The sequence below is a fragment of the Sporotomaculum syntrophicum genome, assembly GCF_009932395.1.
Classification (GTDB): domain Bacteria; phylum Bacillota; class Desulfotomaculia; order Desulfotomaculales; family Desulfallaceae; genus Sporotomaculum; species Sporotomaculum syntrophicum.
In genome coordinates this window covers 428528-452063 of record NZ_LSRS01000003.1, presented here as the reverse complement: position 1 = coordinate 452063, position 23536 = coordinate 428528, and the positions used below count along the sequence as shown (strand labels likewise).

The window sequence follows — 23536 nt, the reverse complement described above, 5'->3', positions numbered from 1 at the left end:
CTTAACATCATTATACTTAGGCTTCTCTATCCAAAAAATAACCCCACCAAAAATCTTTGTGGGTTTAACAGTTTTTGCTTGCTTGTATTCTCTTCTTTGGGGGGAAATAATTTTTAAATGCTCGTGATTAGCTAACCCGGTTTTTTCTGGTTTATTATTGCCAGATTCGGCATAGACAATTTGTATCCTTAAATAACTAGCTTTCCGTCCTGAGCTTAATGGTAAAACCTTTTCCGCCCGTAGAGCTGCCAAGGGTAACACCGGCTTTTGATATCATATCAGGTGATATTTTTAACGTATACGTAGTTCCAGGTGTCAAAGGACGGGTTGGTTGAACAAATATATTATTCCTCATGGAGAAATCAACATTATCCCTAACCCTTGTTACATGAATGGGTATATTTCTCTCATTAGATAAAAGGGAAATGCTTCTTCGATTGTTCTCCCAGACAATATCATTAACCACGTTTTTATCAAACCTTACTGTTAAAGTCGTTCTGACGGGAATTATATTTGAATCCTGGCTCTTCTTGTCATCCCAAGTAACATCAACAACGTGCAGAGCCTTTTGTCCCGGTATACCTGGCTCGTTATTTCCACCACCGGAATGGTTCTGTGTCGTATCCTGAGCCTGTTTGGGAATGTAAATTAATTGACCAGGTTGTATAAGCTCAGGGTTATTAACCTGCGGATTTGCAGCTATTAAATTGTCCAGGGTTACTGAAAACTTTTTGGCAATCGTAAATAAGGTATCTCCCGCTTGGACTCGATACGTCACCTATCATCACCTCCTGCCAAATTAACTAAGCGTTTGCTAAAAACACTCTAAATAGAGATGTTGTATAATATGGCAGTTCACTGCAATAGGTTCCGCAATTTAGGCTAAAGCTAAAGACAAAAAAATCCCCCACCTAAGTGAGGGAATGGTATCAGATGTCTTTATAAATAATTGTACCAACATGCTCGCCATTTAACGCTCTGGTTAAATTGCCCTCTTTAGTGCCGTTGATGATTTGAACCTGCTGCATGTTTTGTGCCCGGGTGAGCAGCTCCAGTACCACCCTTTCCACAACCAGATCGTCCAGGTTCCTGTCCAACAGCTCTCTGGCGCCGATTTTGGGAATAAATTCGGCGTCCGGGTCAATCTTGGGATTGTCGGTGTAGAGACCGTCAACATCCTTGATAAAAATACACTGCTTGGCTCCTATAACCTCAGCCAGCAAATATGCCCCTACGTCGGTGCGGTTGCTGGGTATGCGGCCTTCCTCCGGCGGGTGCTCCCAGTAGCCATATGGCGGCATGCCATGTATTACCGGAATGCAGCCCTGCATAAAATAAGCTCCCAGTTTGGGGATGTCGTCATGCCCAATTTTGATCCCCCCGTAAGGTGTCAAAAGTGTACTCAGTATCAGGGCGTTTTGTTCAGATATGCTCTGGCCTAGCTTAGATATTATCCCGGTAGGCATTCCCAGTTCCATAGCTATGGCATATACATGCCTGGAGCGGGTTCCCCCGCCGGTTGAAATGATCATCTTGTGCTGCTCGGAGTTTTGGACTATTTCATCAATAATCGGCAGGATCGCCTTAGCCCCAATGTCGGTAATACTTTGTCCTCCAATTTTAAGGACATTTACGTCAGGCAGGATTTTAAAGGCATCCTTGTATTCAAGGCTTTGTAAAAATGTTTTGCCTACCAAAGATTCCCCCATCAACTTGCTTTTAATATGCAGTCTTTTGCTGTCCTTTTCGCGTATTAATGCCATACACTAACCTCTTTTTTATTCATCATCGTCATTATCAAGGTCATCTTCATGGTTTTCTTTACCGGCCTGCAGGTATACAACTTCAGCTCCGACGGCACTGGCAATCTCTTCTATCTCCATCTTCCTGATATGCTTCGCCTTGATATGGAGATCAACACCTGCCACTGCTACAACGAAATAACGAGGTTTCTTTTCCTGTTCTCCTACTTTGCGACGCTCACGAACAAAAATTTTGGCATTAGCCATGATTATCACCTCCATTGCTTACATTATAATGATAGAATTGACAGAATGCAAAGATTTATGCATTAATTTGCGGGTTGGCAGTGAACTAATTATTCTTATAGAGCAACAAATTCCGAGCTTTATTCAATAATTTTCCACCAGCGTTTTTGTGCTGAAGAAAAACCTTAGTTCGTTGGAAAGGAGTATTTTAGAGTATAGACTCGAATAAACGAGGATTAAATCGAACTTGACTTTACTTTAAACATACTTTAATCTAGTAATATAAATTACATACTAAAACATTCTCCGAGTCTGGTACACCTGTAGACTTACGTGTAATGGTCACCTGACCGGTAGGGTATTTAGGGAAACCGGAATGCCTCCCATGTGGAAAGGAGATGCTAGCTTTATTGCAACTATAAAGCTTTGTCCTTAATTGCATTGGGACAAAGCTTTTATTTTTATAAGGGTGTTGGCTTATTCTCTGGAACAGTGGCTGAGGCGAATTAGCGGCCAGCAACATGTTTATTTACTTTGTTAAAGGTTGACTAATTAAATACTACATACTCCGAACTTTGGCTGCCTAAAGCAATGGTCACGGTGCCAGAGTCGACGGGTTCAGGTGGAAACACCTGGGCCCCCCGGTATGGAAAGGAGGGTTTTAATACATAAAGCATTAATGCCGGGTTTTTTATTACCGGCATTTTTTTTAATAAAACAGACAAGGAGTGAGATGCTTGAGAAAAACAGCGTTGATTATGTTCATGTCGTTATGTTTGTTGATTTCTTTATCCGGTTTGTGTTTTGCCCAACCAAATGATATATCGGGGCACTGGTCAGAAAAACAGGTGCTTGACTGGAGCAACAAGGGTTACATCAACGGTTATCCCGATGGCAGTTTTAAACCTAATAATCCCGTTTCCAGGGCCGAGTTCATAACCTTTGTCAACAAAGCCTTTAATTTTACGGCTGCCGCTGACCCGGAGTTTTCTGATATAAACTCCTCAAGCTGGTATGCCGGAGAGGTTGCCAAAGCAGTTGCTGCCGGCTACATTGGCGGGTACGAAGATGGCACCTTTAAGCCAAATCAGCAGATTACAAGACTAGAAGCCTCCTCCATAATTGCCCGAGTTTTAGGCTCTAAATTATCGGGGAAAGCGGATGCACTCAACGGATTTCGTGATCAGAACCAAATTCCCACCTGGGGTAGAACTGCTGCAGAAGCCGTTACAGCGCAAGGTATTATTAAAGGTTACGCGGACCAAACCTTCCGACCCGGGCAACCCATCACCCGTGCAGAAGCCATAGTGGTTCTTGACCGGGCAATGGCTTATGAAATTAATTCGGCAAATAATGTTAACGATCAAGATACATCTAAACCGACCGAAGATGGAACCGGTGGTGGGGATGGCAACAACCCGCTGAATTATATCGGAGCTTTACTGGTTGATACAGGTAAGTCCATTGAAGGTAGCACTGATGTTCCGGTTAGCCCAAAGATTAAGTTAGTGTTTGACCGGGGTGTGGTTCGGGATTACTGGGACAACAATCAAAATTGCATTACTATGGAAAGCTCATCCGGGAACGATGTAGCCATAAATGTTACCCGGATCAGCAACAATGATGCTGAAAAAGAGCATATTTATGTTACTCCCAAAGAGAACTTGTCCGGTGGTAAAACATATAAATTAATCATCAGCAAAGACCTAAAGGCTAACAACGGCAACACTCTGGGTAAGCAAGTGGTGATCTCCTTCCAGATTAAGACATCCGGCACTGGTAGTGGCGGTGGAAGTGGTAGTGGCGGAGGCACCGGTGGTGGGGGTGGCAACAATCCACTAAACTTTATCAGGGCTTTGCTGGTCGATACAGGTAAATCCATTGAAGGCAGCACCGATGTTCCGGTTAGTCCGAAGATTAAGTTGGTGTTTGACCGGGGTGTGGTCCGGGATTACTGGGACAACAACCAAAATTGCATTACTATGGAAAGTTCAACCGGAAACGATGTAGCCATAAATGTTTCCCGGATCAGCAACAACGATGCCGAAAAAGAGCATATTTATGTTACACCTAAAAATGACCTGACTCGTGGTAAAACATATAAATTGATCATCAGCAAGAACCTAAAGGCTAATAACGGCAACACCCTTGGCAAACAAGTGGTAATCTCTTTCCAGGTTAAGGCTTCCAGCAGCGGTGGCGGTAACAGTGGTGGAAGTGATGAAGATAAACCGACAGCTCCGAATCTAACTGATGCACAAGTAACAAGCCAAGGTGATGTAAACATTGTTTTTAACAAGGCGATGGCCGATCCCAGCGGCAAGCACGCCGGTTTTGCTGTGACCGTAGACGGAGCACCAGTAGAAATTGAAGCAGCCACAGCTGTGACGGACACTAAAAAAATCAAGCTGGTGCTGGCCACCAAGGTAACCAACGGTGAGCAAGTGGTACAGGTCGCTTATACTAAACCGGGGGATGCGGCGCAGCAAATAGTTGCAGCAGACGGCGGAGTGCTGGAGTCTTTTGCTCCGCAAAATGTCACCAACAGTTTGCCTGGTTCCGCCCCAACTTTTGTGGGTGCTGATGTAACCTCCCAGGGTGACATAAGTGTTACTTTTAGCCAGGATATGGCCGATCCCAGCGGCAAGCACGCCGGTTTTGTTGTGACCGTAGACGGAGCGCCAGTGGAAATCGAGGCGGCGTCAGCTGCGAAGGAAACAAAAAAAATTAAACTGGTGCTGGCCACCAAGGTAACCAGCGGTGAGCAGGTGGTACAGGTCGCTTATACTAAACCGGGGGATGCAGCGCAGCAAATAGTAGCCACAAACGGCGGAGTGCTGGAGTCTTTTGCTCCGCAAAGCGTCACCAACAGCCTGGCAGTACCACCAACAAAACCGGCACCACAATTACTTATTGCAGAAGTTACCCCTAAAGGGGATATCAGTATATTATTCGACGTCGATATGGCTGTGCCCGCAGAGGATGATCCATTAATGAGTCAAATTTGTGATCAATTTACGGTTTTAGTAAATGGTACCGAGAATACCGTTACCGCAGTAAGCGCCACTAATACAGTCGGTAAAATAAAGCTGGTTTTAAACACTAAGATTCTTACTCCCGGGCAAAGCGTAACACTGTCCTACTTAAAAAGTGATAACCCCAATATACAAATAAAATCTACTAGTGGCGGGGTACTCGAATCATTTGCCGATCTGCCCGTGGCATATAAGTCGGCGGCATAGATCAATATTTACAGCACTGTTTATATCGTGTACAGCGATTCCTGAGTCATTAAACTGCTTAAGGGAGGGATTTGGTGGCCATCAATAAAAAATCAAGGCTATTGGTTGCATTCCTGTGCATAGTATTTAGCCTCGCAGTAATTTTACCTGCAGCGTTTGCTGCAAATGGAACTGGTTCAGGTGATGGTTCAGGCGGTGGTGATGATGCTCCCCTGGCACTACTATCCTCTAATCCGGTTTCCGGACAAAAGGATGTACCAGTTTCAGGAGCATTCAACCTGCATTTTAACAAAAATGTAATCAACATGACTGTTAAGGACAACAATATGCAGTGTTTTGCCCTCTTTGACAGCGAGGGAACTGCAATACCCCTGCAGGTGATTATGGCCGATGACCAGGTTGAGCCGGAGAAAAAAAGAGATGTAGTTCTCAAACCTGCGCAAGCTTTAACACCTGGCACGGGTTATACAATTAAGGTCGCTTCCAGCTTGACCTCAAAGAGCGGTGTTACACTGGGGCGGGATGTTCACATAGCCTTTACCACAGCCGGCGCAACACCATCACCCGTTATCAGCGAAACTAATCAGGATGTCCCAACAAAGACCAATTCGGTTCCGCCGGTAAAGGAGGCAGGTCAAACCAATTCCCCCAATGTCAGCCAGACAGTAGGTCCAAGCCAACCTGCTGCTGTTAGCTCAATTTCAAACAGCGATGATAACAATAAAGAACCAAGTTCAGGAATTACCTCAAGCCCGGAAGTGAATTCGAAAGAGACTCCGGAAGAGGATAACGTTACGATTAAAAACGATGAAGAAACTGAAACTGCTGTTGATGTTAACTCAACGGAGGAAGGTACATCAATTCAGGACGTTGATAACGAATCCGGAAGGTCAAATACACCCTCACTGGTGCTGGGCCTGATTGTTGTGGGTTCTGCCGTTGCGGTCGGTTACCTGTATTTCAAGAGAAGAAAATCATAAGTATATCAAAACCAGGTGCAGCTTTGGTTAAACAGCAAGGGGTGAATATAACGGGTAAGAAAATAATGTACCTGATAATTCTAATTAGTCCGTTTATTGTAATCTTCTTATCCCTGTTCATAGGCAGATACCCGTTGTCAATTGATATTGTTACCCAAATATTATGGTCTAAGCTAACCTCCTCAGCCACCGGTATCCCGGAGATATCCCAGACAGTAGTTTGGGATATCCGGCTGCCGAGGGCGATACTGGGGGCTCTGGTGGGTGGTTCCCTGGCAGTGAGCGGTGCTGCTTTTCAGGGACTGTTTCGCAATCCGTTAGTCAACTCGGGTATTTTGGGTGTTAGCTCCGGGGCCGGCTTCGGAGCAGCCCTGGCCATTATTTTATTTCATCAAACCAGCCTCGTTTATCTATTCGCCTTTTGCTTTGGCGGCCTGGCTGTATTGCTCAGTTATTTTATCGGCCGGGTTTACAATACCACTCCCACAGTTATGTTAGTTCTAGGCGGAGTAATTGTATCGTCAATCTTTTCATCACTAATTTCTTTTATTAAATACGTAGCCGATCCATACAATGAATTACCCACCATTGTGTTTTGGTTAATGGGTAGCCTGGCTACCGCGCGTTTTCAGGACATCGCCATCGCCGGTATTCCCATGGTAGTAGGTATGGCAGGGCTGGTAGCCATCCGGTGGAGGATCAATGTGCTTTCTATGGGAGACAAAGAAGCCCATGCGCTGGGCATAAACACAGCGCTGTCCAAGGGCATTGTCATATGTTGCGCCACCCTGGCAACTGCCGGAGCGGTGTGTGTAAGTGGCATTATTGGTTGGATAGGCCTGGTAATCCCACATATAGGCCGGATGCTGGTGGGCAATGATAACAAACTGCTTATCCCGGCAAGCATAGCTCTGGGCGGCTGTTTTTTAATTATTGTCGATAACCTGGGGCGGGTTATAACCGGCTCAGAGATACCCCTTGGTATCTTAACCGCTCTGGTGGGGGGACCATTTTTTGTTTACCTGCTCAAAAAAACCAAAGGGGGAGGCTGGTAACAGTGCATTTGTTAGAGGTTATTGATGCCAGCTTCAGTTATAAAAGCGCTAAAATTTTTGAGCATATTTCGATTAGTATCGGCCCGGGGGAGGTGCACTGCATCATCGGTCCTAACGGGTGCGGCAAAACCACTTTGCTGGACTGCATACTTGGAATTTTAAAGTTTAATGCGGGTGAAATAAAGTTAATGGGCAGAAACATCAATCAGTACCGCATATGGGAAATTGCCAATCAGATGGCCTACGTTCCGCAAAGTCACGCCAAAACTTTCCCCTATACGGTACTGGATATCGTGTTAATGGGCAGGGCATCGCATACCGGTATGTTTAGTTCTCCCGATATGGAAGACCGGGCTATTGCGGAAGATGCGCTGGCCATGGTAGGTCTTAGTAGATATAAGGACCGGCCTTATACCCAATTAAGCGGGGGGGAAGGGCAGCTAGTCATGATTGCCCGGGCATTGGCCCAGCAAACACCATTAATTATCATGGATGAGCCCACCGCCCATCTGGATTTCAAACACGAACTAATTGTACTGGAAACCATTGTGCGGCTGGTCCGGGATACAGGGCTATCCGTGGTGATGGCTACCCATTTTCCTAACCATGCGTTTTATTTTGCCAACCATGGAATCAACACCTTTGTGGCATTGATGAGCAACCATAGTTTTATGGCTAAAGGCCATCCGGATAATATACTCACCGAGGAAAATCTACAATCGGTATATAATATATATGCTAAAGTTGTAACGCAGCACATCGATGAAATAGGGGAATTAAAACAAATTATCCCTGTGGGCACACTAGCGAATAATTTCCAAGGAGGTCAAACTGTTTGATCAAGCTAAGACGTAGTATAATTATTTGCTTGACGTTTGTTATCGCTATATCACTCTTATTAACCGGCTGTCAAGATGGCACAAAAGACAGCCAACCTGATACATCCGGGCAAACCGGAACAATAACGGTTACAGATTGCATTGGCCGCCAGGTAGAGATTCCTGACCAGGTGGATAGGATAGCCTGCCTTTATGCATTCTCAGGCCATGTGGTAGCCATGCTCGGCAAAGCTGATCAGATAGTTTCCGTGGTGGACGGTCTTAAAAGAGATGTTTTGTTAAACTCACTTTACCCGGGCATTAAAGAAGCCAATATACCTGTGACCTCCGGTTCCATAAATATTGAAGAGCTGATTAAAGCTCAGCCGGATCTTGCTTTTATTAAGGGCGAAACTGCACGTAGCGAGGGTGAAGTAGCCAAACTAAACAAAGCCAATATTCCTTATCTGGTAGTTGATTTTAATAATATGCGTGAGCAGCAGTACGCCGTGACTATGATTGGGCAGGCGATTGGGGCAGAGACTGAAGCTCGTAAGTATAACGAATTTTACCAGGCTTGTATTGACCGGGTGGAAAAAAAAGTTAGTTCTATTCCTAGCTCACAAAGAGTAAGGGTTTACCATTCAGTGAACGAGGCCACCAGGACGGATATGAAAGATACCCTGCCAGCTGACTGGCTGCAGGCAGCCGGTGTTAATAATGTTTCAGTCAATCAACCGTTAAAGCTGATTGAAGAAAAACATTTCGCCAGCCTGGAACAAATTTTGCTCTGGAACCCGGATGTTATCTTAGTTAATGAATATGGTGTAGGCGACTACATAATGACCAATGAGCAGTGGGCTACCTTGAGCGCGGTACAAAATCACCGGGTATATCAAATGCCCATCGGGATCTCTCGCTGGGGACACCCAGGTTCACTGGAAACACCGTTGGCAATATTATGGACAGCACAGCTGCTCTATCCTGATAAGTTTACTGAACTTGACCTGGCTGACGAGGCCAAAGGTTTCTATGCAGAATTTTTTAACCTGCAGCTGAGTGATGAAGAGATAGACCAGGTGTTAAAAGCCCAAGGAATGCGCAAAGCCAAGGGTAATAAGTAAATACATCCCAGGAGGGAATAAAACGCATGAGAGTACTTGTATGTATTGACGACACTGACAACCTTGACAGCAAAGGTACCGGTGAAATCGCTGAAGCCATTGCCAAAGGGATCGAGAAGCAGGGCTGGGGTAAAAGCTATGGCATCACCCGTCACCAACTACTGGTACACCCGGACATACCTTATACCTCTCACAACAGTGCGATGTGTTTTCCCGTGATGACTACCGAGCTACATTTACAAGATATAATTAGCTATGCACAAGACCTGCTGGAACAAGAATGTGCTGAAGGTTCCGACCCCGGCCTGTGCGTATGCGTACCACAACTATTGTCCAACCAGTCCCTGCTGACTGATTTTGGCTACACGGCTAAGCAATTTGTGCTGACTAAGGATGAAGCTTATGACCTGGCTGCCCGGCTAAACATCCATCTCTCAGAGCATGGCGGCACCGGCCAGGGGGTTATCGGCGCTCTGGCCGGCGCGGGCTTGCGGCTGGGGGGAAACGACGGCCGGTTTAAAGGCAAGCTCAAAATAGACACCCCGGATAACACTATTCGTGTGGGTGATATTTTAAGTAACTATCCGGTAGACCTGGTACAGAGCCTGGACGGCCAGGTCCTCAACAAATCCGAGGTTATCCGGCTCGGTGAAAAGGTAAAAAAAGTATTGCTGAGGGATAAAAGCGTTGTGCTGGTCTATCGTGATAAAGCAGAAAACGGTGCACCATGCTGGAAAACGTGCACTAAACAACAGTTAAGAGTTTATTAAGGAGTTAACATGGATAATAATGCAAAACATCATGAGGAATTTATACTCGGCACGGAAGACTGGGTCCAGGCGGCACGGATTGCCAAGAAATGTTCCGGTTTTGTCTGTGACGACGAAGATGAAATGGTGGCGGACGAAACGGTTTCCTGTTATAACTGCCGTTATCGCCGCTGGGCAGCGCACTCCATTAGCTGTCATAGGCCCGGGAGATCAAGCCATGACCAATGAGAACCTTATTGGACTTGTTGCTGTTAAAATAACACAATACTTTACCCATGGCAGGATAACAAATAGGTAGCATATAAGACCGGCGTTGCATGCCGGTCTTTAATATATATTCATGTATAGCATGATCGCTATAATCAAATCCCACCGGGAATTTATTCAGGTGGGATTTAAACTTTTCCAGACACAAAGAAATGTTAGCCCAAAGTTGGGTTAGCTATGTTAATTGCTATCAGCTGAATTTTATTGTTTTGTCACTATATGGCTATTGCTTGCATAATATGGGGCAGGGAAAAAGAGAAAGGTAATATGTGGTATATTCTTCCCAAAACATGTAGAAAGGAGGATTATTATGGGTATTATTACGGGCTTGGCTGCTTTCGGCTTTGTATTCCAGATAGGCACACAAAATGTACCTGTAGGCGATGACATCAATTACAGCAACAATGGACCATTATTTAATATCACTCATGCACCTGGGGAAGAAGGAATTACTGTTGAATTAGCCGGTGTCTACGACATCAGCTTTGGGATTTACACGTCACAGAATAACCCCCAGGACTGGGCAGTTGCTGTTAACGATGCCATTGTTGCTGAGTTTAATGGCGCAGGTCAGACTATAGTAGCTGCCGTTACACTCGACCTTAATGCAGGGGATATTGTCACCATTCGTAACGTCGCCACCGGCGGTGCTGAAGGTGCAACACTCAGAGAAGAAGACACTATTTCTTCCTGGGTAAAAATTAACAAACTCGACTAGTTAGTATCCACCGCCACAATGTGGGCGGTGGATTTATATATTTAGCAGTAGGTATTCAGCCCAAATGCCGTTGACAAGTTAACTTAAGCATTCCCAGGAGGGATGGCAAAACCAGGATGCAGTATTGCATACAAGGGAGCGGTTCTCTGTTTGCCTGCTGGGCTCATATTTTCAGAGGTTATTAAACAAGACGGCATAAAAGCTGTCTTGTTTATTGATGGTCTAATGCTTGCAAAAACCATTCCCTAATCCATTACCGGCGCCGTTTTTTATCTCCCGGTAGCTGACGTTTCCGTCATAATTGCCGTTTCCCATGCCCAAACCATTGCCTTTACCTAAACCGCATCTTCCGCGTATGCCGGTGCCGTCTCCAGCACAGTTTTCTTGCCTGCTTTGGATAGTGTTATAAATATTGTCTGCCTGCTCCTGGGTCAGACTACCTTCGCAAACTCTCTGCTCAAGGACAATCTTTTTTTGCTCCAGCATTTGGGCCTGAAATTCATCAAGCTTGGCGTCCTCGTTAGCGATTGCTCCGTATGTCTTTCCTTCCGAGCGCTCCTGGTAAAGTTCACTTACTGTTTTTCCAGTTAATTCGGCTGTGATTTCAGCCGGTGTTTTTGCTACTGCTGCATAGGCAGCGCCGGCTGCGCCAATAAGAGCTACTACTATTGCCATTACCAGCAGTTTTTGCAAATTTTTCAATACTCCTCACTCCTCTCAAATTTTTTTTTGCTTACATTTACATTTTAAAGAGTAATTGTGATAAAAGTATGATAGAAGTGTGAAAAATTAATAAAATATTATGGATGGTTTCTTTAGGTTGCTTGTACTTTCCTCAGCTCAAACCAGAAGGTGGTGCCGGCTCCGTCCTGACTGGTCACCCCGTAGGCTGTTCCGTGTGCTTCCAGGATACTCTTGACAATGGCCAGCCCCAGGCCGGTACCCAGGGAACTCCGGGCGACTGTTTTATCCGCTTTATAATAGCGGTCCCAAATATGGGGCAGGTCCTCCGCCGGGATGCCGGTACCCGTATCCGCCACTTCAATCCGAACCGTTTGAGCGCGATCAATGGCTTTGATTGTAACTTTGCCGCCAGGTGGGGTATGGCTGAGGCCGTTATTGATTAAATTATATAGCACCTGCTCAATCCTTTCCCGGTCTGCCTCCACGCTCGCCCCAATAGCCTCCGGCCGGATGATTTGCACCCCGGTTTTCTCGCTTAAGACAGCATACCGCTTAACCACTGCAGCAAGTGCCTGCTGCAGGTCGAAACAGTTCAGTTTCAGCTGAATTAAACCTGACTGGAACTGAGAAAGGTTTAAAATATCGTCTACAATTTTGTTGAGCCGCTCTGTCTCTAAAATGATAATCTCCAGCTGTTTTTCCCTTTTGGCCGGAATATCACCGGTCACGTCCCGAATGGTTTCAGCATAACCTCTGATAATGCTCAAAGGCGTGCGCAGTTCATGGGAAACGTTAGCAATCAAGTCCTTGCGCAGCTGCTCGATTTGAGCCAGCTGTTGCCCCAGGTGATTGATTGTCCCGGCCAGCTGACCAATTTCATCCTGTTGTTTCAGGACAACCCGGGCGTTAAAGTTCCCGGAAGCCATTTCCTCGGCCGTCTTTTTGATGACTAAAATTGGCTTAGTTAAGCTGCGGGAGAGGAGCAAAGAGAGCAGCAGAGCGGCAGCCAAAAGCATTAGGGTGATGTAAAACAGCTGCCGTTTTAAAATCAGCGCAGTATCCTCAACCGGGGCCATGGACATATTGAGCAAAAGCACCCCGGACATTCCGCCGGATTGTTCTACCGGCAAGCCGATCAGCATGAATTCATTGCCGAAGCGTGGGTGAGTTAGCAAAATCATTGTTTCCTTCCCAGCCAAGACTGCCTGGAAGGCCTCTCTCCGAGCCGCATTTCTTTGCATGGGCATATGCCCTCCTGCACCGGTTGGGCCGGTAGTGTAGACGTTCTTGCCACTGCCGTCCAGCAGCTCAGCGCTCAGGTTGTTATTATAGGCAAAAGCATCCAGCCTGTTTTCGAACTCGGCTCTGTTGCCGTCCACCAGCAGTCCGGCGATGGCAGTGCCTTCATTTTTAACCGCTGATATACGCATACGGGTATAAAAATTTTCCAGGAAGACGATCTGGAATAGCCATAAAAGTAACAAGACCACCATCACCAGTGCCATCATGACCGCCCAGAGCTTAAAGCCAATGCTTTTCATTTCTTGGCTCCCGTTTCAAATTTATAGCCTGTTCCCCAGACGGTGACAATGAATTTACGGTAATGCCCAAGACTATCCCGGAGCATTTTTACGTGGGTGTCCACAGTCCGGTCATGCCCGGTAAAATCATAGCCCCATACATTTTCCAGCAGTTGTTCCCGGGAAAAAACCCGGTTAGGATGCCGGGCAAAAAAATTCAGCAGATCGTATTCCTTAGGCGTGAGGTTGATAACCATGCCGTCGACATAAACATTGTGGGCGTCAAAATCGATATCCAAACCCTCAAAGCTTACTTTATTACCCGGCGCTGTCGACACAGACGCACCGGCACTTCTTTTGATAATGGCCTTGATGCGGGCGAGCAGTTCCCGAGGACTGAAAGGCTTGACCAGGTAGTCGTCCACCCCCAGCTCAAAGCCGTAAAGCTTGTCATACTCCTCACCCCGTGCAGTCAGCATAATCACCGGTACATTGGATATTTGCCTAATTTCCCGACACACGCTCCAGCCGTCCATTTTTGGCATCATCACATCCAGAACCACTAGGGCATACTTGTTTTGTTTAAACAACATCATTGCTTCAAATCCATCCTCGGCCTCATCAACCACGTAACCTGCCGGGCTCAGATACTCTTTAAGCATATTGCGAAGGAGCTCTTCATCGTCAGCAATCAGGATCTTTTCCTCAATCACTACGACATACCTCTTTTCAAGTAGTAGTCTTTATTTATGATAATCTGAAGCACCGGTACGGCTCAATACAAAACCAAGTAGACACCGGCCAGCAAGTATCTAATTTACTTAAGCACTTTAACCGCCTTCAAACATGATAAGCTTGATTTGTAACGCAGTAATCGTACCCAAAACGATGTAAACACTTTTGTCAAAAAGCTTGTTTTGTAATGTGGCGATTCCAAGTATAACTGTGTCCTGAGGTGCAGCCGTTGGCCAGGCGAGTGCAACAATCCAGATATGTTTATAAATTACAGTCATCTCAGCTTTGTTGATGGAGCTATAATTTGTCATGAATCAACGAACAGATAGTTCACAAATATCTTCTCCTCCCGTAACAATGGGATAATCGAGGGCTTCCCAGGCTGTCGTACCACCGATTACATTGATGACGTTTTTCATACTGCTCATGTTAAGCATCAAACTGGCTGCAAGAAGTGATCTGTTACCTGAGTTACAGATAAAAGCAACGGGCTTGTCGCCCTCCAGAACATGATACATTTTTCTTACATCAGGCGCGGGGATGTGGGATGTACATTTGATATGCCCACTGTCCCATTCACTTTTAAGTCTGGTGTCGATAAGTAGTATTTCTCCTTTTTCATACCTTTCCCTGGCTTCAGTGACCGAAATACTTTCTAACCTTGCAGTTTCCAGACCGCTTGCGGCATAAGCGGACATACCACCGTCAAGATAACCCACTACATTGTCAAGGCCAACACTGTAAAGACCTTTAAGGGCGACAGGCATATCCCTCATATCCTCAAGAACCAGCAGGATGGGTTTATCAGGTGGCAAGACCCAACCGGAAAAAGTCGCAAAATTACCCTTCAGGCTCAAACCGTAGGCTCCGGGAATATGAGCTGCTCCAAACGCAAGCTGATCACGTGTATCGACAACTACATAGCCTGTGCGGCTGAGTTTTAAGAACTCCTCCGGCGTGTATCCGACCGGTTCATTCAACCTAAAAACCGCAGTCGCACCTTTTCTGTTTATCGCGGAGCAGCGGGAAAAATGATCGGGAGCCTCAGGCATTTCTTCCAAGAAGCTCCTGATAAATTCTTCCTCAGGGTGTTTTAATATAGCTAAATTATGCATCTTTTCTGTGCCGATTGTGGAAGAAAGCTTGGAAGAGAGGGCTTTACCACAAAGGGATCCTGCACCGTGTGCCGGATATAACTCGATATTGTCACCGAGTTTTTCCAGTCTGCGCAGGCTCTTGTAAAGTTTTGCAGCTAGCTCCTCCTTGATGTCCGGGAACAGATCCGGCCTTCCCGCATCGCCCACCAGCAGGGTATCTCCAGTGAAAGCCAAGGCGGGTTCCCTGCCCCGTTCAAGATCAGAAACAATAAATACCGAACATTCAGGTGTGTGTCCCGGTGTATCAAGCATCTGGAAGAGCAGCGTGTCGATCTGAATTTCTTCCTCATCCTTAACGGCGTAATGTTCGAACTCAGCATTGGCCTTTTCAGTAATATATATAGTTGCGCCCGTCAATTCTCTCAGTTCTAGATGCCCCGACACAAAGTCTGCATGCAGATGCGTTTCTATTATCCCCTTGATGGGGAGACGCAACGAGTTCGCAATGGCTATGTATTGCGAAACCTCCCTGGCCGGGTCTATCACAACACAGCCGTTACTTCCTCCAACAACATATGAGCAGTGTGCAAGTCCCGGAGTGTAAATCTGTTTAAATTCCATGCTAAAAACCTCCTTTACCTTCATTAAATTTACAAACACCAGAGATGCTGTTGATGACTACCGCCGCAGAATTACCGACAATTTAAAAAAATAGATTTGTTTAACCCAATCGCTTAGACAAGAAATAAAAAAAATTAATATTTTATAATTTCAACAAAATTATGATAATAATATAATTATACCTATTACTCCTAAACCCCTCAATACTATTAATTAATATTATTAAGAATTATAGGTTGGATAGCTAAGATGTAAAAATTGACTCCAAAGTTATTGACATATGTGATCAACGTTGTATAATAAAAACTGTTAGGGGCATATGTCATAAACCATATAGAGGTGAGTCATATGCCAAGAGGCGCTGGAAAACGGGCCGGATGGGACGGGGCAAATGTCTGGTAAAGGTACAAGGAGTGCAAATAATTACATAGACTAAGCTGCCTATAAAAAACAAAAGAACTGCTGTAAAAATAAAAAACTGCGCTGCAAAGGCGGCTTGGAAGTTATTGAACAGCAACTGGTAAACTTATAAAAACTATAAAGTGGCCGGAGAACGTTCTGGCTACTTCTCTGGTAGATTGAGCTGAAAGATTTATGCCCAGGCCAGGAAATAGAGAAAGGTCTGTTGCTTAATAAGAGGTGAAAAGATTGCTTTATTCATTTGACGGGAAGCAGCCTGTAATCGGTAAAGATACTTATGTTAGTGAGCAAGCATTGGTAATTGGGGACGTCAAAATTGGGGACAACTGTTACATTGGTCATGGTGCTATCTTGCGCGGTGATTACGGAACTATTGAAATAGGTTCCGGGACTGCTGTTGAAGAAGGTGTCGTGGTCCATGCTCCACCGAAGGAAACATGCAAAATAGGAAAAAAAGTAACCATTGGCCACGGAGCAGTAGTGCATGCTGCTGAAGTTGGCGATTTTGTTGTACTGGGCATGGGTTCGGTAACCAGTATTCGTTCAGTAATTGGTGCTGGTACTATCGTGGCGGAAGGTGCGGTTGTTAAGATGCGTCAAGTTATTCCTGAAAAAATCGTAGTGGCGGGTAATCCGGCCTGTAAGGTTCGCGAAGTGAAAGAAAAGGATACCGAACTATGGAATTATGGTAAGCAGCTGTATATTGATCTCGCCAAAAAATACCTAGATATCGGAATGCAGCTAATTCCAACTAATAATAAATAGACCTTTGCATACAAAACCACAGCTTTTGTCTAAGCTAAAGCCCTAATTCCAGCATAAGCAAGCCCCGTCTCAAGCTTAGATAGCCAGACTACTTTGGATAATTTTATTAAACTTGCCGCCTCCCCCGGGTCAGTCTTGCCTTGCTGACTCTCATGAGAAAGCTCCCCCTTTAAATGCAGGAGGAGTTTTTTTTTGCTTCATTAGGCCAGGATTTCATGGCTGCGCTGGCCGGCCTTAATAGCCCCCCTCCAGACGCCGGTTGTCGTCCGGATTTAGCCTTGCATCCGTAAGGTTCTGCCCGTGATAGGCGGGTAATCCGGCATACGAACAAAATCCGGCAGGCGGAACAGATAAAAGTGCTGAATGTGGTTTTGCAGAAAATCCGCCCATACATCACATTACGCAAATACTGGGCATTTTCGGACAGCTCGTTGGCATACAGCTCGTTAAGCAGATAACTGGCCATAGCGCCGTGGGCGAATGACAAATCCCGCAAATACGCTGAATCAGATAGACAGCGTCGGTAACATGACAGTTCCGCATAATCCACACGTAACCCCGGAACATGGTGCCGCTGGCGTTGGCTTCTACAACCCGGTCCTGCTCAACCATTACCTCCACGGACAGCAGCCCGCTTAAGCGGGTAACGGGGCTAAACATGATTTAGTGAACCATCATCGAAAAAAATACCATAGTTTGGTAAACAAACGACAACAAGTGTAGGGTAATATGCCAAAGTTAATTAATATAAACACTAACCTATAAATTTAGGCGGAAAAAACTGACCGCGAAACCGAAAACCAGAGGTATGTTGATTTATAGTTGAAAATGTTGATTTTTAATTGAAAATGTTGATTTTTAATTAATAATAAGCTAAAATTAATTTAAATTAATATAAATAAATTTCCGGTTGGGCAGGCAACTGCTTCAAGATATTGAGCTTAATGGGCGGAGAGCTTCGTAAGAGGTTCTCTGCCTTTTTATTTTCTTTAAACAATTGTAATAATCTGCAGATGCAGTTGAAAAGTAAATTTCGTTCTTTAAGTCCAAGGGTATTTGACATTGAGAAATCCAATTATGCAACGCTAGTGAATTAAATAACATTACCAAATGAAATTGTAATCAGAATTCATTACGATAACCTCTGCTGGTGTAGCATAACAATTTTTGTTATGAGCTTTGGGAGCCCTGGTATGGATGTTTAGTCAACAATTGAAGCACACAATCAGAATTTGGTTTTTTTGAGTGTACCCATGTTGAAAATACAATTTTAATTATATGGAAGGGAGGAATATATTTATGGTTGACTGGGGTCAAGCCACAATGGTAGCGATATCGGGATTAGTATCTGTTTTCGCGGTACTGCTAGTCTTGCAAATTACCGTGACAATTACCGGCAGTATAACAGAAAGCCTGTCTAAAAAACAAACAGATAAACAAACCGAGTGATTTTTTGGATAGCAATGTTAAAATGTTCAAGTTGAGCTCCCACGACAGTAATAGCTCTAACAATTGATGACAAATTAGGAGTTAAGTTAAAAAGAATACTGTAGTAATAATACGAGGAGGATTATTTATGGAACAATTAGCTGAGGTTTTAAGTAGTTGGGGTTTATGGCAGGTGACCATAGGTCAAATTGCCATGTGGCTGATTTCATTTGTCCTTTTATATCTGGCCATCATAAAAGGGGTTGAGCCACTACTCCTATTGCCCATCGGCTTTGGAATATTTATGGCCAACTTACCTTTAACCGGCCTTTTAGAAGAGGGTGGACTTTTTTACATCTTTTACCACTACGGAATTGCTAATGAATTAATCCCGCCTCTTATTTTTCTAGGTCTGGGTGCAATGACTGACTTTGGGCCGGTGCTTGCGAATCCTAAAACACTGCTTCTTGGCGCGGCAGCTCAGCTTGGTGTTTACGGTGCTTTCCTTGGTGCCTTATTGATGGGCTTCACCGTTTATGAAGCAGCCTGTATTGGTATTATCGGCGGTGCCGACGGTCCAACTTCCATTTTCCTATCCGCCAACTTAGCACCGCACATGATGGGTTCGGTTGCAGTAGCGGCATATTCCTACATGGCGCTAGTGCCGATTATAATTCCACCTATTGCCAAGATGTTAACTACCAAAGAAGAACGGTCCATGGTTATGCAAATGAATCGCTGGCCTAACAAGGCGGAAAAAATTTTATTCCCTATTTTGGGGGCGCTCATTATTATATTGCTGGTACCTGCGTCAGCACCGCTCATTGCTATGTTTATGCTGGGTAACCTATTCATGGAGAGCGGTGTAGTGGAACGACTGACCGACGTTAGCCGTAATGCTTTAATGAACATTGTCACCATTCTTCTCGGTGTAGCAGTTGGTTCCACTATGACTTCAGAAGTTTTCTTGACCCCTAAAACCATCGGCGTATTTATCATGGGCGTAGTGGCCTTTGCCTTTGCCACAGCAGGCGGCGTATTAATAGCCAAGCTTATGAACCTGGTCGTCAAGAACAAGGTCAACCCGCTTATCGGCGCTGCCGGTGTGTCTGCTGTGCCTATGGCGGCCCGGGTGGTCCAAAATATGGGCATGGAAGCCAATCCGCAAAACTACCTGTTAATGCATGCCATGGGGCCTAACGTGGCCGGTGTTATCGGTACGGCTGTAGCGGCCGGTGCGTTTATTACAGCATTAACATAACAGTTTAGTATAACTTTCTAAACTTTCGATGATAAATAATATGAGGAGTTCTAACTGAAGAATAATTAATTAACTGATCAGCCAAGAGTTATGCAATTTAAATGCGAAAAAGCCCTTTAGTAAGGGCTTTTTCCAACTATATGAATGACTAGCTCGTCCGTATCAATTACCTGTTCGCCCGGATCGCCTTATAGATATTGCTTAACTCTGCCGCTTCGATTTTTTTACCGTCCAAAATCACATGGATGCCTTCTCCGGCATGGCCGGCCTTCAGGCGGGTCGTTCTAACTTTAACAAAAGCATCCATTTTCTGAGCATGAATACTATTATAGGTAGCCTGGTATAACTCCTTCGAGCCTTTGGCGGAACAAGCATCACAGACGCAAATTTCAAATTCATTGGTCAGGAAGGCCGAGTCACTTTTTTTGAGCACCTTGGCACCCAGGGTATCTCCTTCCACCTGGTAATAATGGGTGTGCAGCAATTCATGGGCCAGCTGTGAATTTGGTTGGCCGTAGAACTCCTGGTAAAGCTTCATGATGTCCGGGTTATCCTGGGATTTACGTATCTTCGAGGACATATCGATGTCGATGAGGACCTGCTCACGCTTTTCTAAAGAATCGATTTTTTCAGGTACCGGATGTCCCGCGCCCGAGATACAACCACCCGGGCAGGCCATGATTTCAATGAGGTCATAGCCGATTTCCTCGCCCCGGGCTACTTTTTGAATGATAGGTTCCGCGTTATGCAGCCCGCTGATTACTGCCACCCTCACCTTGACTCCATTCGCTTCGATGGTGGTCTCCTTGACACCATCAAAACCTCTGATTTCAGTGAAGTCAAGATGATCGGCCAGCGGTACACCGGACAGCTTTTCCACCGCCATTCTCAAAGCGGCCTCTGCTACACCACCAGAATTACCAAACAGGATCCCGGCACCGGAAACCATTCTGTACGGTTCATCGTATTCTTGTGGCACCACATCGGCCGGGTCAATTAATTTCAGATCCATCATTTCCAGCATTTCTACAGAATTCAGTACTGCATCCACATCCGGAATGCCGTCAGTTGCAAATTCCGGTCGTTTGGCTTCATATTTCTTAGCAATACAAGGCACGATGGAAACGACATAGAGGTCTTGTCTGGCAAGGCCGGCCATTTGAGCAAAATGATTCTTTATTGTAGCACCCATCATCATCTGCGGCGATTTACAGGTGGACAGGTGCGGTATAATTTCCGGATACCTGCGTTCCACAAAGTTGACCCAGCCCGGGCAGCAAGAAGTGAACTGGGGCATCACTCCCTGACCGGTCACCCGGTCCAGAAACTCTGTCGTTTCCTCCATAATTGTCAGGTCGGCGGCGAAGGCGTTATCAAAGACTTTGTCAAAACCTAGCTGTTTCAGCAGGCCGGCGATAAATGGAGTAGCCGCCTCAGGAGATATGCCATAGCGGGTAGCAATAATCGCCCGTACGGCCGGGGCAACAAAGGCTACTACCGTTTTGGACGGGTCATGCAAAGCTCTGAAGACTTTTCCCTTTTCGCTGGTGTAGCGCAGCGCACCGCAAGGGCAGGCGTTGACGCAGTGCCCGCAGCTGATGCAATCGGTATGTTCAAGCGGACGACCGCTTTTGGTGCCAACAAGCTGGCGGCCATGTTTCATATAAAAGGTAAGAATATCCGGGCCTTCAACTTCTGCACAGGCGGTAATACACCGTCCACAGGAAATACATTTGTTATGGTCTCTGGTAATGAACGGGTGATCATCAGTAATCGGGAAAAATGGACGATCATAATCAGGACTCTTAAATTCGAGGTTATAATCGCTGGCCGCGTTTCTCAAGTCGCAATCGTACCTGGATTTACAGCCGCACTGTAGGCAGCGTTCGGCTTCCGCCACCGCCTGCTCCTCGGATAAGCCCAGTTCCACTTCGGCATAGTTTTTCTTTCTGATCTCCGGATCCAGAGCCGGCATCACCGTCCGGGGCAGCCTAGGCGTGTCTTCATACATCCACCTGGGCAGATCTTCCAGTGAACCACGACTGCAGCTGTAGTCTTCGCGGTGGACTTTGGCATACCCAACGGTCAGGAAGCTATCTATGGACTCCGCCGCATGCCGACCGGCTGCGATAGCCTGAATAACGGTGGCCGGTCCGGTAACACAGTCACCTCCGGCAAAGATCTTACTTTCTGAGGTTTCAAAGGTCCTGCCGTTAATATCTACATCGCCCCATTTGTTCAGGCGAACAGGCAGGTCATTGTAGAGGAAGCGGGTGTCGGTGCTCTGCCCGATGGCTGCAATGACTGTATCTGCTTCGATGATAATTTCACTACCTTCTATGGGAATCGGCCTTCTTCTTCCTGAACGGTCAGGTTCGCCCAGCTGCATTTTGAGGCAGCGTAAAATCTTTTTATCACCTTTGATTTCGATCTTTTCCGGGTAGATCAGGAACATCATGCCGACTCCCTCGTGCTCCGCTTCCTCGATCTCATAGGGTTCAGCCGGCATTTCTTCTCTGCAGCGGCGATACAGTATAGTTACTTTTTCAGCACCGTTTCTCAACGCCGTACGAGAGCAGTCGATGGCGGTGTTACCACCGCCGATAACGACAACTTCTTTACCGGTATTGGTATCTAATCCCTTAACGTTCTGCTCTAGATACTGGATACCCGTCCAGACACCTTCCAATTGAAATGGTGTTGTACCCCAGGATCCGATGGCCAGATATACCGCGTCAAAATCCTGCTGCAGGTCAGTTAGCATGACGTGGGTGCCCACTGCTTTGCCCGTAACGATTCTAACCCCCAGATTACGGATCAGTTCAATCTCCTTGTCCAGAGTAGCTTTCGGCAGCCGGTACTCCGGGATACCGTAACGCATCATACCACCGGCATGAGGCTGACGTTCAAAGACGGTCACATCATGGCCGTTGATGGCACTGTAATAAGCCGCAGTCAGGCCGGAAGGGCCTGCTCCAATGATGGCGATCTTCTTGCCGGAAGCAGGCTTCACTTTGGGTGACCATGGTTTTGGACTACCAAGGTCAAGATCAGCGACAAAACGTTTAACGTAATTAATAGCCACCGGTGCATCCACCAAATTGCGCCGGCAAGCAGCCTCACAAGGATGCGGGCATACCCTCCCACAAACGACAGGGAAAGGGTTGGTTTCTTTGATCACCTGTAGTGCTTCTGTAAAATTGCCGGCCTGGATATGGCGCAGATATTTTTGAATATCGACGTTATTCGGACAGGTGCTTACACAGGGCGCAACGCAGTCCGCATTGTGGTCGGACAGTAACTGGGCCAAACGAACTTTACGGTAATTTTTCAAGTGATCACTGTTGGTCCTGATGATCATACCTGCCTGGATGGGTGTCTGGCAGGATTTAACTTCTCGCATCTCTGCACCTTCACCCAGCTCCACAACGCATAATCCACAGTTGCCGTTAGCTCTTTCGAGTCGTATATCATAACAAAGGTGCGGTATCTCCACATCTTCCTGGATAAGTGCCTGGAGAATGGTCAGCTCATCATAAACCTCCAACTCCCGGCCGTTGACCGTGACTTTGATCCGTTTATTCTTTGATATAGACTTCATATAGCTTCTCCTCTTTCCTTAACAACTATGTTGTCACATATTAATCAATCATGATGCAGGTATCGAGAACAAGCCGGACACTAATATTTCGCTACCAATAGTTAGTTTATTATTATTATCGACACGTTTCAACAAATTTTTAACGGGAAATATTGCAATATATTATATAAGCTTATTAAATTTATGTTACAGGGTTTTGTCTGTTACAGCGCTACTCATTTAGTACTCAATTTTCCATTTCAACCCAATTAAGTCTTTGCCACATTTTATTTTACGGGTATAAACAAGAAAAGTTTGTGATATCCGGCTTAGTATTGTCAGAAAAAGAAACATGGCTAAGCTGGATGGAATATCTGTTTTATAATGTTATTGAGGGGTTTTGTCAGATATGGTGTCATATCAAGCGGCACGATTGACCCGTGTTTATGGTACCAAAAAGTAT

General features: G+C 45.6%; 20 protein-coding genes, 2 riboswitches and 1 other annotated feature. Of the genes, 11 read left to right on the top strand and 9 right to left on the bottom strand.

What is annotated here, in order from left to right; all coding sequences use genetic code 11:
- Positions 1-196: 196 nt before the first annotated feature.
- From SPSYN_RS07165 to SPSYN_RS07155, 3 genes are all read right to left on the bottom strand, one after another.
- Entirely contained in the window at positions 197-778 is a 582-nt protein-coding gene (locus SPSYN_RS07165; RefSeq protein ID WP_161821797.1) for a LysM peptidoglycan-binding domain-containing protein, read from the bottom strand.
- A 151-nt stretch (positions 779-929) separates the two neighbouring features.
- On the bottom strand, positions 930-1763 hold the full coding sequence (locus tag SPSYN_RS07160; RefSeq protein ID WP_161821796.1) for an amino acid kinase family protein: 834 nt from the start codon (positions 1761-1763) through the stop codon (positions 930-932).
- A 15-nt stretch (positions 1764-1778) separates the two neighbouring features.
- The gene (locus SPSYN_RS07155; protein WP_161821795.1) at positions 1779-2009 is read right to left on the bottom strand and encodes a hypothetical protein; all 231 of its coding nucleotides are present in this window, start codon (positions 2007-2009) and stop codon (positions 1779-1781) included.
- Positions 2010-2280: 271 nt separating this feature from the next.
- Positions 2281-2402: riboswitch (molybdenum cofactor riboswitch) on the top strand.
- 141 nt (positions 2403-2543) lie between these two features.
- A riboswitch (molybdenum cofactor riboswitch) is annotated at positions 2544-2661 on the top strand.
- Positions 2662-2725: 64 nt separating this feature from the next.
- On the opposite strand from SPSYN_RS07155, the gene SPSYN_RS07150 reads away from it, so the two are divergent.
- The 8 genes from SPSYN_RS07150 to SPSYN_RS07115 all read left to right on the top strand — a co-directional run bounded on the left by SPSYN_RS07150 (position 2726) and on the right by SPSYN_RS07115 (position 10962).
- Positions 2726-5230 carry an S-layer homology domain-containing protein gene (locus tag SPSYN_RS07150; protein ID WP_161821794.1) on the top strand — a complete coding sequence of 835 codons (2505 nt, stop codon included), beginning with the start codon at positions 2726-2728 and terminating at the stop codon, positions 5228-5230.
- 74 nt (positions 5231-5304) lie between these two features.
- Positions 5305-6210, top strand: a complete 906-nt coding sequence (locus SPSYN_RS07145) for an Ig-like domain-containing protein (RefSeq protein ID WP_161821793.1) — start codon at positions 5305-5307, stop codon at positions 6208-6210.
- 65 nt (positions 6211-6275) lie between these two features.
- Positions 6276-7265 carry a FecCD family ABC transporter permease gene (locus SPSYN_RS07140; protein ID WP_161822226.1) on the top strand — a complete coding sequence of 330 codons (990 nt, stop codon included), beginning with the start codon at positions 6276-6278 and terminating at the stop codon, positions 7263-7265.
- A gap of 2 nt (positions 7266-7267) precedes the next feature.
- Positions 7268-8104 (top strand): ABC transporter ATP-binding protein, encoded by an 837-nt coding sequence (locus tag SPSYN_RS07135; protein WP_161821792.1) that lies wholly within the window; start codon positions 7268-7270, stop codon positions 8102-8104.
- Positions 8101-9207 (top strand): ABC transporter substrate-binding protein, encoded by a 1107-nt coding sequence (locus tag SPSYN_RS07130; RefSeq protein ID WP_161821791.1) that lies wholly within the window; start codon positions 8101-8103, stop codon positions 9205-9207. The genes SPSYN_RS07135 and SPSYN_RS07130 overlap by 4 nt, the downstream gene beginning before the upstream one ends.
- Positions 9208-9233: 26 nt before the next feature.
- Complete coding sequence (locus SPSYN_RS07125) at positions 9234-9977, top strand: hypothetical protein (protein WP_161821790.1); 744 nt, start codon at positions 9234-9236, stop codon at positions 9975-9977.
- Positions 9978-9986: 9 nt separating this feature from the next.
- A complete protein-coding gene (locus SPSYN_RS07120) occupies positions 9987-10205 on the top strand; it encodes a hypothetical protein (protein WP_161821789.1) in 219 nt (72 codons plus the stop codon).
- Positions 10206-10554: 349 nt separating this feature from the next.
- On the top strand, positions 10555-10962 hold the full coding sequence (locus tag SPSYN_RS07115; protein ID WP_161821788.1) for a hypothetical protein: 408 nt from the start codon (positions 10555-10557) through the stop codon (positions 10960-10962).
- A gap of 222 nt (positions 10963-11184) precedes the next feature.
- On the opposite strand, the gene SPSYN_RS07110 is transcribed toward SPSYN_RS07115, so the two are convergent.
- From SPSYN_RS07110 to SPSYN_RS07095, 4 genes are all read right to left on the bottom strand, one after another.
- Entirely contained in the window at positions 11185-11664 is a 480-nt protein-coding gene (locus SPSYN_RS07110) for a DUF2680 domain-containing protein (RefSeq protein ID WP_161821787.1), read from the bottom strand.
- A 113-nt stretch (positions 11665-11777) separates the two neighbouring features.
- Positions 11778-13187, bottom strand: coding sequence for a sensor histidine kinase (locus SPSYN_RS07105; RefSeq protein WP_161821786.1), 1410 nt, complete (start codon positions 13185-13187; stop codon positions 11778-11780).
- Complete coding sequence (locus tag SPSYN_RS07100) at positions 13184-13879, bottom strand: response regulator transcription factor (RefSeq protein WP_161821785.1); 696 nt, start codon at positions 13877-13879, stop codon at positions 13184-13186. The genes SPSYN_RS07105 and SPSYN_RS07100 overlap by 4 nt, the downstream gene beginning before the upstream one ends.
- A gap of 336 nt (positions 13880-14215) precedes the next feature.
- On the bottom strand, positions 14216-15619 hold the full coding sequence (locus SPSYN_RS07095) for an MBL fold metallo-hydrolase (RefSeq protein WP_161821784.1): 1404 nt from the start codon (positions 15617-15619) through the stop codon (positions 14216-14218).
- Between the two features lie 648 nt (positions 15620-16267).
- Between SPSYN_RS07095 and SPSYN_RS07090 the strand changes: the two genes are divergently transcribed.
- On the top strand, positions 16268-16804 hold the full coding sequence (locus SPSYN_RS07090) for a gamma carbonic anhydrase family protein (protein ID WP_161821783.1): 537 nt from the start codon (positions 16268-16270) through the stop codon (positions 16802-16804).
- 169 nt (positions 16805-16973) lie between these two features.
- On the opposite strand, the gene SPSYN_RS07085 is transcribed toward SPSYN_RS07090, so the two are convergent.
- The gene (locus tag SPSYN_RS07085; protein ID WP_202623753.1) at positions 16974-17354 is read right to left on the bottom strand and encodes a hypothetical protein; all 381 of its coding nucleotides are present in this window, start codon (positions 17352-17354) and stop codon (positions 16974-16976) included.
- A 358-nt stretch (positions 17355-17712) separates the two neighbouring features.
- Positions 17713-17762, top strand: a sequence feature (sodium ion sensor (DUF1646 type); this cis-regulatory element may regulate processes involved in with the transportation of sodium ions).
- Positions 17763-18103: 341 nt separating this feature from the next.
- Here SPSYN_RS07085 and SPSYN_RS07080 point away from each other — a divergent pair.
- Together SPSYN_RS07080 and SPSYN_RS07075 are read left to right on the top strand one after the other, a co-directional pair.
- Positions 18104-18253 carry a hypothetical protein gene (locus SPSYN_RS07080; RefSeq protein WP_161821782.1) on the top strand — a complete coding sequence of 50 codons (150 nt, stop codon included), beginning with the start codon at positions 18104-18106 and terminating at the stop codon, positions 18251-18253.
- A gap of 127 nt (positions 18254-18380) precedes the next feature.
- On the top strand, positions 18381-19493 hold the full coding sequence (locus tag SPSYN_RS07075) for a sodium ion-translocating decarboxylase subunit beta (RefSeq protein ID WP_161821781.1): 1113 nt from the start codon (positions 18381-18383) through the stop codon (positions 19491-19493).
- Between the two features lie 166 nt (positions 19494-19659).
- Here the strand turns inward: SPSYN_RS07075 and SPSYN_RS07070 are convergent, their stop codons facing one another.
- Complete coding sequence (locus SPSYN_RS07070; RefSeq protein WP_161821780.1) at positions 19660-23094, bottom strand: [FeFe] hydrogenase, group A; 3435 nt, start codon at positions 23092-23094, stop codon at positions 19660-19662.
- Positions 23095-23536 lie beyond the last annotated feature (442 nt).

Coding starts and splice junctions, on each gene's coding strand:
- SPSYN_RS07160 (WP_161821796.1), bottom strand. CDS start 1,763: ATGGCATTAATACGCGAAAAGGACAGCAAAAGACTGCATATTAAAAGC.
- SPSYN_RS07155 (WP_161821795.1), bottom strand. CDS start 2,009: ATGGCTAATGCCAAAATTTTTGTTCGTGAGCGTCGCAAAGTAGGAGAA.
- SPSYN_RS07140 (WP_161822226.1), top strand. CDS start 6,276: ATGTACCTGATAATTCTAATTAGTCCGTTTATTGTAATCTTCTTATCC.
- SPSYN_RS07125 (WP_161821790.1), top strand. CDS start 9,234: ATGAGAGTACTTGTATGTATTGACGACACTGACAACCTTGACAGCAAA.
- SPSYN_RS07120 (WP_161821789.1), top strand. CDS start 9,987: ATGGATAATAATGCAAAACATCATGAGGAATTTATACTCGGCACGGAA.
- SPSYN_RS07115 (WP_161821788.1), top strand. CDS start 10,555: ATGGGTATTATTACGGGCTTGGCTGCTTTCGGCTTTGTATTCCAGATA.
- SPSYN_RS07105 (WP_161821786.1), bottom strand. CDS start 13,187: ATGAAAAGCATTGGCTTTAAGCTCTGGGCGGTCATGATGGCACTGGTG.
- SPSYN_RS07095 (WP_161821784.1), bottom strand. CDS start 15,619: ATGGAATTTAAACAGATTTACACTCCGGGACTTGCACACTGCTCATAT.
- SPSYN_RS07080 (WP_161821782.1), top strand. CDS start 18,104: ATGGTTGACTGGGGTCAAGCCACAATGGTAGCGATATCGGGATTAGTA.
- SPSYN_RS07075 (WP_161821781.1), top strand. CDS start 18,381: ATGGAACAATTAGCTGAGGTTTTAAGTAGTTGGGGTTTATGGCAGGTG.
- SPSYN_RS07070 (WP_161821780.1), bottom strand. CDS start 23,094: ATGAAGTCTATATCAAAGAATAAACGGATCAAAGTCACGGTCAACGGC.